Raw genomic sequence first — 12,194 nt, 5'->3', positions numbered from 1 at the left:
TCGGCCTCATCCGTTGCAGATCGATGTGCAGATGCCGGACATACATGCCATACGGCCAGCGTTTCACAGCCCCGAAGCACTGCCAACGCGGCAGCGCGAGCCCCATGGACGTTCCGTTGCCGAACATGCCCGTGCCCGGTCCCGGCGGTTCAGAAGAGGGCGCCGGCTCGCTCGAAGTCCAGCAGGCGCCGTTTGCGGTCCAGGCCGCCGCCGTAGCCGGTGAGGCTGCCGTCGGAGCCGATGACGCGGTGGCAGGGGACGATGATACCGACGGGGTTCTTGCCGTTGGCGAGGCCGACCGCGCGGGAGGCCTGGGGCTTGCCGAGGGAGTCGGCGAGTTGGCCGTAGGTGCGGGTCTCGCCGTAGGGAATGCGCGTGAGCTCTTGCCACACGCCGCGCTGGAAGGGGGTCCCGCGCAGGGCGAGTTCGAGGGTGAACCGCTTCAACTCGCCCGCGAAGTAGGCCGACAGCTGCTCCTTCGCCGCGGCGAAGCAGGGCAGGTCGTCCTCGCGCGGGCCGAAGTTCTCCTCGGGCGGGCGGTGCCGCTGGCCGGTCATGTAGAGGCCGCACAGGGTGCCGTCGGCGTCGGCGACCAGGGTGAGCGGGCCGTACAGGCTGTCGATCACGGTGTGGGACATGGGGAACCTTCTTACACGGGCAGGAAGTTGATCGGGTGGCCGTCGGTCGCCCACAGGTACTGCACGGCGTACGCCCGCCAGGGCCGCCATGCCTCCGCGCGGGCGGAGAGCGCGGCCGGGGTGGAGGGCAGGCCCAGCTCCTGTGCCGCGCGCCGGATGCCGAGGTCGGTGGGGAGGAAGGCGTCGGGGTCGCCGAGGGCGCGCATGGCGATGACGTCGACCGTCCACGGCCCGAATCCGGGCAGCGCCAGAAGCCGGGCGCGGGTCTCGGCCCAGTCGGACTCCGCGCCCAGGTGAAGGGAGCCGTCGGCGAGTTCGCGGACCAGGGTGGTGAAGGTGGTGCGCCGGGTGCGGGGCATCGCCAGGGTCTCGGGGTCGACGTCGGCGAGGGCCTCGGGGGAAGGGAAGAGGTGCGTGAGGCCGCCCTCGGGGTCGTCGAGGGGTTTGCCGTGCGCGGTGACCAGGCGGGCCGCGTGGGTGCGGGCGGCGGCCGTGGAGACCTGCTGGCCGAGGACGGCGCGGACGGCGAACTCGGCCTCGTCGACCGTGCGCGGCACCCGGCGGCCGGGCGCCTTGTCGACCAGGGGCGCGAGCAGCGGGTCGGTGCGCAGCCGGTCGTCGACGGCGACGGGATCGGCGTCCAGGTCGAGCATGCGGCGGCACCGGCTGATCGCCACGGGCAGGTCACGCAGGTCGCTGAGGGTGAGGCGGCAGGCGATGTGGTCGGGGCGGGGGGTGAGGGAGACGATCCCGTGGCCGTACGGCAGGCGCAGGGTGCGCCGGTACGCGCCGGTGGGGGTACCTCCCACGCCGTCCGGGGAGTGGGGGAGCCACTCCTCGACGCCGGGTACGGCGGTGGCGGCGAGGTGGCCGAAGAGGTTGGAGGGGTTGAGCGGGGCGCGGAATGGCAGCCGCAGGCCGATCCCGCCCGGGGTGCCGGCCCCGGCCTTCGGCGCGCGGGCGCGCAGCTCGCTCGGGGACAGGGCGAAGACCTCGCGGACGGTGTCGTTGAAGGTGCGGATGGAGGCGAAGCCGGCCGCGAAGGCGATCTCCGCCATGGGCAGCGGGGTGGTCTCGATGAGCAGCCGCGCGGTCTGGGCGCGCTGGGCGCGGGCGAGCGCGAGGGGACCCGCGCCCAGCTCGGCGAGCAGCTGCCGCTCCACCTGGCGGGTGCTGTAGCCGAGCCGGTCGGCGAGTCCGGGCACGCCCTCGCGGTCCACGACGCCGTCGGCGATGAGCCGCATGGCGCGGGCCACCAGGTCGGCACGCTGGTTCCACTCCGGTGAGCCGGGGCTGGTGTCCGGTCGGCAGCGCTTGCAGGCCCGGAACCCGGCCTGCTGGCAGGCGGCCGCGCTCGGGTAGAACGTCATGTTCTCCGGCTTGGGCGGGACGACGGGACAGCTGGGGCGGCAGTAGATCCGGGTGGTCAGGACGGCCGTGAAGAACCACCCGTCGAACCGCGCGTCCTTGGACTGCACGGCGCGTACGCAGTGCTCCCGGTCGAGGTGCGTGGCTGTCTGCATGCGTCCAGCATCGGCCACCCAGTGCGGCGAACGCTGGCGGAAATCCGACAGCAGCGTTCCCGGGCCTGGTGGGGTGCCGATCCGGGTGGGCGGGGGCGGGGCGTGAGGACGTGGGCGGCCGGACCGGGCCGCGCCAGCCTCACGGCGCGGGTGTCCTGAGGCCCGCGGCCTGCCGGAACCCGGCGATCCACTCGGCGGTGTGGCGCAGCCCGCCGAACGTGTAGAAGTGCACCTTGACCGCGCCGTGCCGCTCGGGGTCGTAGCGGTGCGCGAGCGCGCGCAGGAAGCGGTCCGGGCCGGTCGTACCCATGAGGTTGGTCAGCGAGAAGCCGTACTTGCGGGCGACGGAGGCGCTGGTCGCGACGCCGAACCGGGTGGCGTAGCCGAGCAGGCGGCGTACGCCCGCCGGTCCGGGCACGCCGATGCGGACGGGCAGCTGGACGCCCCGGGCGCGGGCGGCCTCCAGCCAGCCGAGGACGGGGTCGACGTCGAAGCCGAACTGGGTGATGACGTCGCCGCCGAACCGGTGCGCCCCGATGGCCGCCGCCTTGTCGGTGAGCGCGGACCACAGCGTGCCGTCGGCTATCGCGGGGTGGCCCTCCGGGTAGCCGCAGATGCCGACGTGCCGGACGCCGTGGCGCTGGAGCAGACCGGTGCGCAGGACGGAGAGGGCGTCCGGGTAGGGGCCCTCGGGGCGGGCGGGGTCGCCGCCGACGACGAAGACGTTCTCGGCGGTGCCGTCCTCGGCCAGCCCGGACAGGAACTCCTCCAGGGCGGCCTGGGAGGGCAGGCGGCGTGCCGAGATGTGGGGCACGGGGACGAAACCGAGCCGTTTGACGGCGCGGGCGGCCGCCAGACGCATGCCGAGGTCCTCGCCGGCGAGGAAGGTGATGTTGATCCGGGCGCCCTGCGGGATGCTGCCCCGCGCCTCCTCCAGCCGGGGCACGTCCTTGCCGGTCATCTCCAGCGAGAAGTCGTCCAGCAGCGCGGCACCGACCGCCGGGGTGGCGGTGAGAGCGGGGTTCATCGTGCTCCTCGTACGACGGCGTTCGGGACCCCGGCCGATGATGTCACGCGGGGTGCGGGGGCCTCGGCCCGGGGCCACCCCCCGGGGAGACCGTGCGGTCGCCCGCCAGCCGCGTGGCCCGGCATGGGGCGCCGAGCCCGCAGGCGGGTTATGGACCGGTGACACGTACCGGCTTTGGCTCTGGTGACCGGACCACGCCCCCGGCAAGGTGGTGCTCCCGAACCCCGAGGAGGTCCTTGACCATGCGATTCCGGCACGCGGACACCGTCTGGGCCGCGTTTCCCGAACTGGCCTCCGGCGCGCTGTACGCCGACGGCGTCGGCGCCGGTGTGGACACCGGGCCGCGCGCCGCCGAGTACACCGCCCGCGCCCTGGCCCGGCTGGCCGGCGCCACCGAGGGAGAGTTCCCCGAAGTGCTGGCGTGGCGGCGGACGTTCAGCCGGACGGGGCTGAAGCCGACGCAGTACCGGTGCGCCTCGGAGTCGCTGCTGCGGCGGCTGCGGAAGGAGGGGACGCTGCCGCGCATCCATCCGCTGGTCGACCTGTGCAACGCGCTGTCGGTGGCGTACGCGGTCCCGGTGGCGGTCCTCGACGCCGACCGGATCACCGGGCCGCTGCTGGAGGTGCGGCCGGCCGGCGGCGACGAGACGTACACGGCGTTCGGCGGGGGCGTCGAGCGTCCCGCGCCCGGCGAGGTGACCTTCGTCGACTCCGCGGGCCGCGCGCACGCCCGGCGCTGGACCCACCGGCAGAGCGGCCACTCGGCGGTCGGCGAGCACACCCGCCGGGTGCTGGTGGTGGCGGAGGCCATGCACGACGGCGGCGCGCAGACCGTGCCCGAGCTGCTGAAGACGGTCGAGGCGGAGGTCGCGGCACACTGGGGGATCGGGACGCAGACGGCCGTACTCACCCGGGCCGCGCCGGACTTCGTCTTCGGCGGCTGAAGCGGGCGCGTGACAGCATGAGCACGGTGGACGAGGGGCGAGGGGTGCAGGCGGGCGCGGGCGAACTCCCGGGCCGCGGCTCGGACTTTCTGCAGCTGGCGGCCGGTGACGTGCCGGCCGGCGGGAAGGCCGAGTGGCTGGCCGGACGGCTGCGGCAGGCGATAGCGGACGGCCGTCTGGCGGTGGGCAGCAGGCTGCCGCCCACCCGGGTGCTGGCTACCGAACTCCGGGTCTCCCGAGGGGTGATCACCGAGGCCTACCGCCGGCTCGCCGAGGACGGCCACCTGGAGGGCCGCCGCCGCGGGGGGACGGTGGTGGTGGCGGCCCCGTTCGTTCCTGGCGTCCGCGGCGACGGGTCTCCGGGACGCGAGGAGGCGCGTACGGCCCCTGCGGGTGCGGCGCTCGGCCGGCCTCTCCCCGGGGCATCAGCGACCTTGCCCGCCGACACGCCCGGAACCCAGGGCACCGGCATGACCGGCGCCGTGTGGCCAGGGGCATCCGGCACCGAGTCGCCCGGCCCGCCACACGCGTCCCGGACCGTGCCATCCGGTCCATCGGCAGCGCCCCCCACCGCACCCGGCACACCGTCCTGTCGCGCCCGCGCCGCGACGCCGCCCTCCAGCGCGCGGTGCCCGTCGCCGCCGCCTCGCGCACCGCGACCCCCGCAGCCGCCCACCAGTCGCACCTGCCCCAGAAGCTCCGATCGCCCCACAGTCCCCACCGCACCCGCGACGCCGTTCTTCCGAGCCCCCGGTGCCGACGTCTTCGACGCGTTGCGGGAGGCGCCGGCCGTCGTCGATCTCACTCCCGGGCGGCCGGATCTCGCCGCCTTTCCGCGTACCGCCTGGCTGCGTGCCGAGCGTGCCGTGCTCGCGGAACTGTCCGCCGAGCACTTCGGCTACGGCGACCCCCGTGGCGCTCCCGCGCTGCGGCGGGCCGTCGCCGAATGGCTCGCGCGGATGCGGGGCGTACGGGTGGAGCCGGACGAGGTGCTGATCGTGGCCGGCACCGCCCAGGCGCTCACGCTGCTGCACCAGGTGTTGCGGGCGGACGGCATCGACGCCGTCGCGGTGGAGGACCCCGGTTCGCTCGGCGGCCGCCAGCACCTGCGCAACGGGGGCCTCGACACCCCGCCGGTGCCGGTCGACGGGGACGGGGTGCGGGTGGACGCGTTGCACGCGACCGGCGCCCGCGCGGTGCTGCTCACGCCGGCCCACCAGTTCCCGACCGGCGTGGTGACCAGCGGCGAGCGCCGGCGTGAGCTGCTGGGCTGGGCACGGGACGGCGGGCTGATCCTGGAGGACGACTACGACGCGGAGCACCGCTACGACCGGCCGCCGGTCCCCGCGCTGCGGGCGCTGCTGGCCGACCGGGTGTGCTACATGGGCAGCGTGTCGAAGCTGCTCGCTCCGGCGCTGCGCATCGGCTGGCTGGTGGCCCCGCCCCGGTATCGCACCGGCCTGGTCGACGCCAAGCGGTTCAACGATCTGGGCAACGCGGTGCTGCCGCAGCTGGTGCTCGCCGGGCTGATGGAGTCCGGTGGGCTGGAGCGGCATCTGCGGCTGTTGCGGCGACGGCACCGCGATCGCCGCGACGCGATGATCGCCGCGCTCGCCGAACATCTGCCCGGCGGGACCGTGCACGGCGCCGCGGCGGGCCTGCATCTGACGGTCACCTACACCGCGGACGTACCCGACACCGAGCTCGCCGCCGCCGCGCTGGCCCGGGGTGTGAAGTGCCAGCCCCTGTCCTGGCACCGGCAGTTGCCCGGCCCGCCCGGCCTCGTCCTCGGCTACGCGGCCACCGCGCCGGGAGTCGTCGCCGAGGGCGTGGCGCTGCTCGGCAGGACCCTGCGCGAGCTGTCCTGACAACCGCGGCGCGGATCAGCCGACTTGGTGGGCGAACGCCTCGTACGCCGGCTCGTCGAAGAGGACGAAGCGCACCTCCTCGACGGCCGTCGGCGTGTTCCGCACGGTCTCCACGGCGATCCGTGCCGCGTCTTCCATCGGCCACCGGTACACGCCCGTGGAGACGGCCGGGAACGCGACCGTGCGGGCGCCGAGTTCGTCGGCTGTCTTCAGGGACTCGCGGTAGCAGGAGGCGAGCAGGTCGGAGCGGTCCTCGCTCTGGCTGTAGACCGGGCCGACCGTGTGGATGACCCAGCGGGCGTCGAGTTCACCCGCCGTCGTGGCGACCGCCCGCCCGGTGGGCAGGCCCTTGCCGTACCGGGAGGCGCGCAGGGCGCGGCACTCCTCGAGGATGGCGGGGCCGCCGCGCCGGTGGATCGCGCCGTCGACCCCTCCGCCGCCGAGGAGGGAGGAGTTGGCCGCGTTGACGATCGCGTCGGCGCTCTGCCGGGTGATGTCGCCCAGGACGAGGGTGATGGTGGTCATGCCTGCCTCAGTCTTCGCCATACGGCCTTGGCCGCGTTGTGCCCCGACATGCCGTGCACGCCGGGTCCCGGCGGGGTGGCCGAGGAGCAGATGAAGACGGCCGGATGAGGGGTGTGGTACGGGAACAGGGACAGTCTGGGGCGCAGCAGCAGCTGGAGTCCGGACGCCGCGCCGCAGGCGATGTCACCGCCGACGTAGTTGGCGTTGTGGGCGGCGAGCTCGGCGGGGCCGGCGACGGCGCGGGCGAGGACGCGGTCGCGGAAACCGGGGGCGAAGCGCTCCAGTTGGCGTTCCATGGCGTCGGTGAGGTCGCCGGACCAGCCGTTCGGGACATGGCCGTACGCCCAGAAGACCTGCTTGCCCTCGGGGGCGCGGGCCGGGTCCACGATGCTGGGTTGCACGGTGATCAGGAACGGCCGGCCGGGGGCGCGGTCCTCGCGGGAGGCGGCGCGCAGGGCGGTGGAGATCTCGTCCTTGCTCGCGCCGATCTGCACGGTCGTGGCGGAGCGGGCCTCGGGCGCGGTCCAGGGCACGGGGCCGTCCAGCGCGTAGTCGATCTTGAAGACGCTGGGGCCGTAGCGGTAGTGCGCGTAGTGGTCGCCGAAGCCGGCGATGCGGGCCAGCGCGGTGGGCGAGGTGTCGAAGACGTACGCCCGCGCGGGGGGCAGGTCGTCCAGGCGCTTGATCTCGTAGTCGGTGTGCACGGCGCCGCCGAGGTCCTTCAGGTAGGAGGCGAGGGCGTCGGAGATGGCCTGGGAGCCGCCGCGCGGCACCGGCCAGCCGCGGGCGTGGGCGGCCAGGGCGAAGACGAGACCGATGGCGCCGGTGGCCAGGCCGCCGAGCGGCGCGATCACATGGGCGACCAGGCCGGCGAACAGGGCCTTGGCCCGCTCGTCCTTGAAGCGGCGCAGCAGCCAGGTGGACGGCGGCAGCCCGGCCAGGCCGAAGCGGGCCAGGGTGACGGGATCGCGCGGGAGCGCGGTCAGCGGCAGGGACATGAAGTCCTCGACGAGGGTGTCCCAGTGGGCGAGGAACGGCTCGACCAGTCTGCGGTATGCGCCCGCGTCCCGTGGTCCGAAGGAGGCGGCCGTCTCGGCCACCGAGCGGGACAACACGGCCGCGGTGCCGTCGAGGAAGGGATGCGCCATCGGCAGCTCGGAGTGCAGCCACTGAAGGCCGTAGCGGTCGAGGGGCATGGCGCGGAACGCCGGTGAGTTGACGCCGAGGGGGTGGGCGGCCGAGCACGGGTCGTGCCGGAACCCGGGCAGGGTCAGTTCCTCGGTGCGGGCGCCGCCGCCCACGGTGGACTTCGCCTCGAACAGCGCGACGGAGAAGCCACGGCGGGCCAGCTCCACGGCAGCGGTCAGTCCGTTCGGTCCCGCACCCACCACGACCGCATCGAGCATCGACGGCACCTTCGGACCCCTTCGTCAGCCGATGGCCACTCGGGCTCAGGATATGCCGGGGGACCGACATTCCCCCGGGCCGGGTGGCCCGGTGGACCGGCGGACGGGGCCCGGCGGGACGCCGCCCCTCGGATTCAGGCCACCGTGCGCAGCAGATCGGCCACCCGGCGGGCGGTCGCGCTGTCCCGGGCCGCGGTGAAGGGCAGGGCGTTGCCGCCGGTCACGCGGAACGGCTCGCCGTCGCGGGTGAGATGCGTCCCGCCCGCCTCCTCGACCAGGAGCAGCCCGGCCGCGTGGTCCCAGGCCGCCTCCCAGGAGAACGCGACGGCGTCCAACTCGCCCCGGGCTATGGCGAGATACTCCAGGCCCGCCGAACCGCAGGGGCGGGGGGCGAGGCCGTCGGTCCACAGGGCGCGCAGCGCGCGCTTCTGCTCGTCGGTGGTGTAGTCCGGGTGGGACGTGGCGACGACGAGGTCCCGGCCGGGCGCGGGCGGGCCCGCGAACAGCCGCTCGCCGTCGAGGAAGGCGCCCTGGCCGCGGACCGCGGTGGCGAGCTGGTCGCGCGCCGCGGCGTAGGTCCAGGAGGCGAGGACGACGCCCCGGTGGGCGAGGGCGACCAGGGTGCAGAAGCCGTCGTCGCCGTGCACGAACTGGCGGGTGCCGTCGACCGGGTCGACGATCCAGACCGGGGCGTCGCCCTGGAGCGCGGCGTAGGTCGCCGGGTCGGCGTGCACCGCCTCCTCTCCGACGACGACCGAGCCGGGCAGCAGGGCGCCGAGGTCCGCGGTGAGCCGCAGTTCGGCGAGCCGGTCGGCGTCCGTCACCAGGTCGTGCGGGCCGCTCTTCTGGTCCACCTCGTGCTCGGCGAGGCGGCGGAAGCGGGGCAGGATCTCGGCCGCGGCGGCCTTGCGGACCGCTTCCTCCACGTCGGCCGAGCAGCGGGCGAGAAACTCGTCGATGGTTTCCGTCATTGCTTCGATCATGCCCTCCATGAGACCACGCCCCGCTGACAATCCCCGCCCGCCCGGTGCACAGCGGGTGGAATCGGGATGAAGAGCAGGTGCCGGACGATCAGTCAGCGGCCGACGGCGTACCCCTGCATCCCGCGCGGGTTCGCCGCCGCCGAGAGCACGCCGGACTCCGGGTGCCGGGCCACCGCGCACAGGCGTCCCTCGGACCAGGCGGGGCTGACGGTGACGTCGTGGCCGCGCCGCCGCAGTTCCTCGATCACCTCGGCGTCCGTGCGGGACTCCACGGTCACGCTGCCGGGGCGGCGGCCGCGCGGGTAGAAGGAGCTGGGGAAGCTGTCGTTGTGCCAGTTCGGGGCGTCGATCGCGCCCTGGAGGTCCAGGCCGCCGCGGACCGGGGCGCGCAGGGCGGCGGCGAGGAAGAAGTGCAGCTGCCACTGGTCCTGCTGGTCGCCGCCGGGCGTGCCGAACGCCAGGACCGGCGCGCCGTCCCGCAGCGCGAGGGACGGGGTGAGGGTGGTGCGCGGGCGGCGGCCGGGGGTGAGGGAGTTCGGCAGGCCCTCCTCCAGCCAGGTCATCTGCAGGCGCGTGCCGAGCGGGAAGCCCAGCTCGGGCACGACCGGGTTGGACTGCAGCCAGCCGCCGCTGGGCGTGGCGGCGATCATGTTCCCCCAGCGGTCGACGACGTCCAGGTGGCAGGTGTCGCCGCGGGTCGTGCCGTCGGCGGCCACCCGCGGCTCGCCGGGGAACTCCGCGACCGTCGGCTCACCGGCGCCCATCGGGTCGAAGCCGCGGTCCTCGCCGCTCTCCACGCGCGCGTACGCCTGCGCCGGCAGCCGCGGGGTGCGGCCGCCGGGACTGCCGGGCCGCAGCTCGAAGGAGGCCTTGGCGCCGACCAGGGCGCGCCGCGCGGCGTTGTAGTCGTCCGACAGCAGCTCGGCGACCGGCACCTCGGCCGCGTCCCCGTACCAGGCCTCGCGGTCGGCCATGGCGAGCTTGCAGCCCTCGATCAGCAGGTGGACGTACTCGGCGGAGCCGTAGGCGGGCAGTTCGGGCGGGAGCAGGGCGAGCTGCTGCAGGAGGGCGGGGCCCTGGCTCCAGGGGCCCGCCTTGCACACGGTCCAGCCGTTCCAGTCGTAGGTCACCGGTGTCTCATAGGTGGCCGACCAGCCGGCGAGGTCGGCCTCGGTGAGCGTGCCGGTGTGCCGTGCGCCGCTGGTGTCCATGGTGGGCCGCCGGGACTGCCGCACCAGCGCCTCGGCGATGAACCCGGAGCGCCACACCTCGCGCGCGGCATCGATCCGGGCCTCCCGGTCGCCGGCACCGGCGGTCTCGGCCAGCAGCCGCTTCCAGGTATCGGCGAGAGCGGGGTTGCGAAACCGCTCACCGGGCCGGGGCGCCCGGCCGCCGGGCAGGTACACCTCGGCCGACGAGGTCCACTCGGTCTCGAACAGCTCCCGCACGGTCTCCACGGTCGCGCCGAGGTTCTCCACGGGCGCGTGCCCGTGCTCGGCGTATCCGACGGCGTACTTCAGCACGTCCTCCAGGGACTTCGTGCCGTGGTCGCGCAGGAGGAGCAGCCAGGCGTCGAAGGCGCCGGGCACGGCGGCCGCGAGCGGCCCGGTGCCGGGCACGAGGTCCAGTCCGAGCCCCCGGTAGTGGGCGACGGTGGCGCCGGCCGGGGCGACGCCCTGACCGCACAGCACCCGCACCTCACCGCCCGCCGGGGCGAGCAGAATCGGCACCTCGCCGGCCGGCCCGTTCAGGTGCGGCTCCACCACGTGCAGCACGAAAGCGCCGGCCACGGCGGCGTCGAAGGCGTTGCCGCCGTCCTCCAGGACCGCCATCGCCGACTGGGAGGCCAGCCAGTGGGTGGAGGACACCATGCCGAAGGTGCCCTGCAGGGTGGGCCGGGTGGTGAACACGACAGACGCCTCCTCGGCTCGGGTACCTCGTGCGGGTGATCGTACGAGCGTGATCGCCGTCCGGGAACACGGCGACGACCTGCGCCGTTGATCTCGTGCGGGAGGCGGCAGGGACGGAGGCGCAGACAGTGCACGGTGAGTACAAGGTGCCCGGCGGCAAGCTCGTCGTCGTGGACGTGGACGTCGAGGACGGCGTGCTGCGGCACGTGCGCGTGGCGGGCGACTTCTTCCTGGAGCCGGACGAAGCGCTGGACGCGGTGAACGGCGCGCTGGAGGGCGCCCCGGCGGACACCGACGCGGCCGGTCTGGCCACGCGGATCGAGGCGGCGCTGCCCACGGGGACGGTGATGTACGGCCTGACGTCGGAGGGCGTGGGGATCGCGGTGCGCCGGGCCCTCGCGCACGCCACGGACTGGACCGACTACGACTGGCAGCTGATCCACGAGGACCCGCAGCCGCCCGCGCTGCACATGGCCCTCGACGAGGTGCTGACCGCCGAGGTCGCCGCCGGCCGGCGGCCGCCGACGCTCAGGGTGTGGGAGTGGGGCGCCCCGGCGGTGATCATCGGCAGCTTCCAGTCGCTGCGCAACGAGGTGGACGCCGAGGGCGCCGCGCGGCACGGCATCGAGGTGGTGCGGCGGATCTCCGGCGGCGGCGCGATGTTCGTGGAGCCCGGCAACACCATCACCTACTCCCTGTCGGTGCCCGAGTCCCTCGTGCAGGGCCTGTCCTTCCAGGACAGCTACGCCTACCTGGACGACTGGGTGCTGGGCGCGCTCGGCGACATGGGCATCCGGGCCTGGTACCAGCCGCTGAACGACATCGCGACCGACCAGGGCAAGATCGCGGGCGCGGCCCAGAAGCGGATCGTCGGACCCGGCGGGGGCCCCGGCGCCGTCCTGCACCACGTGACGATGTCGTACGACATCGACGCCGACAAGATGGTCGAGGTGCTGCGCATCGGGCGGGAGAAGCTGTCCGACAAGGGGACGCGCTCTGCGAAGAAGCGGGTCGATCCGCTGCGGCGGCAGACCGGTCTGCCGCGTGCGGCGGTCATCGACCGGATGATCGAGTCGTTCCGCGCGCGGTACGGCCTGGCGCCGGGCAAGATCACGGACGAGGAGCTGGCGCGCGCGGAGGACCTGGCGCGGACCAAGTTCACGTCGGCGCGGTGGACGGCCCGGGTGCCGTAGCGGCCGGGCCGGCCGGAAGCCCCGGTTCAGCAATGGGTCAAGGACTGCTCTATCGCCGGCCAAGCAGTCGTATGAGTTCCGTGTACGCCCGCCCTCCCACCCCGACATAGCCGGATTTGCGCCCTTGACCGCTGGCTACCGTGGTCGGGCCCGATCGGCCACGCAACCACGGGGAAG

10 protein-coding genes are annotated in these 12,194 nt (G+C 74.5%); 3 read left to right on the top strand and 7 right to left on the bottom strand.

Annotated features, from left to right (window positions below):
• Positions 1-149: 149 nt before the first annotated feature.
• From ACIBJF_RS07365 to ACIBJF_RS07355, 3 genes are all read right to left on the bottom strand, one after another.
• Positions 150-638, bottom strand: coding sequence for a methylated-DNA--[protein]-cysteine S-methyltransferase (locus ACIBJF_RS07365; RefSeq protein WP_399172728.1), 489 nt, complete (start codon positions 636-638; stop codon positions 150-152).
• An 11-nt stretch (positions 639-649) separates the two neighbouring features.
• On the bottom strand, positions 650-2,161 hold the full coding sequence (locus ACIBJF_RS07360; protein WP_399172727.1) for a DNA-3-methyladenine glycosylase 2 family protein: 1,512 nt from the start codon (positions 2,159-2,161) through the stop codon (positions 650-652).
• 139 nt (positions 2,162-2,300) lie between these two features.
• Entirely contained in the window at positions 2,301-3,188 is an 888-nt protein-coding gene (locus ACIBJF_RS07355; protein WP_399172726.1) for a methylenetetrahydrofolate reductase, read from the bottom strand.
• 242 nt (positions 3,189-3,430) lie between these two features.
• On the opposite strand from ACIBJF_RS07355, the gene ACIBJF_RS07350 reads away from it, so the two are divergent.
• Both ACIBJF_RS07350 and ACIBJF_RS07345 read left to right on the top strand, forming a co-directional pair.
• The gene (locus ACIBJF_RS07350; protein WP_399172725.1) at positions 3,431-4,132 is read left to right on the top strand and encodes a B3/4 domain-containing protein; all 702 of its coding nucleotides are present in this window, start codon (positions 3,431-3,433) and stop codon (positions 4,130-4,132) included.
• 17 nt (positions 4,133-4,149) lie between these two features.
• A complete protein-coding gene (locus ACIBJF_RS07345; RefSeq protein ID WP_399172724.1) occupies positions 4,150-6,000 on the top strand; it encodes an aminotransferase class I/II-fold pyridoxal phosphate-dependent enzyme in 1,851 nt (616 codons plus the stop codon).
• Positions 6,001-6,015: 15 nt separating this feature from the next.
• Here the strand turns inward: ACIBJF_RS07345 and ACIBJF_RS07340 are convergent, their stop codons facing one another.
• The 4 genes from ACIBJF_RS07340 to ACIBJF_RS07325 all read right to left on the bottom strand — a co-directional run bounded on the left by ACIBJF_RS07340 (position 6,016) and on the right by ACIBJF_RS07325 (position 10,824).
• The gene (locus ACIBJF_RS07340) at positions 6,016-6,525 is read right to left on the bottom strand and encodes an O-acetyl-ADP-ribose deacetylase (RefSeq protein ID WP_399172722.1); all 510 of its coding nucleotides are present in this window, start codon (positions 6,523-6,525) and stop codon (positions 6,016-6,018) included.
• A complete protein-coding gene (locus ACIBJF_RS07335; RefSeq protein ID WP_399172721.1) occupies positions 6,522-7,940 on the bottom strand; it encodes a phytoene desaturase family protein in 1,419 nt (472 codons plus the stop codon). The genes ACIBJF_RS07340 and ACIBJF_RS07335 overlap by 4 nt, the downstream gene beginning before the upstream one ends.
• A 125-nt stretch (positions 7,941-8,065) precedes the next feature.
• A complete protein-coding gene (locus ACIBJF_RS07330; RefSeq protein ID WP_399172720.1) occupies positions 8,066-8,914 on the bottom strand; it encodes an inositol monophosphatase family protein in 849 nt (282 codons plus the stop codon).
• A 92-nt stretch (positions 8,915-9,006) separates the two neighbouring features.
• Positions 9,007-10,824: a gamma-glutamyltransferase family protein gene (locus ACIBJF_RS07325; protein WP_399172719.1), complete on the bottom strand. Its 1,818-nt coding sequence runs from the start codon at positions 10,822-10,824 to the stop codon at positions 9,007-9,009.
• Between the two features lie 128 nt (positions 10,825-10,952).
• Between ACIBJF_RS07325 and ACIBJF_RS07320 the strand changes: the two genes are divergently transcribed.
• Entirely contained in the window at positions 10,953-12,017 is a 1,065-nt protein-coding gene (locus ACIBJF_RS07320; RefSeq protein WP_399172717.1) for a biotin/lipoate A/B protein ligase family protein, read from the top strand.
• Positions 12,018-12,194 lie beyond the last annotated feature (177 nt).

Source organism: Streptomyces sp. NPDC050743 (genome assembly GCF_044456925.1).
Taxonomy (GTDB): Bacteria; Actinomycetota; Actinomycetes; order Streptomycetales; family Streptomycetaceae; genus Streptomyces.
This window is presented reverse-complemented; position numbering and strand designations above follow the sequence as displayed.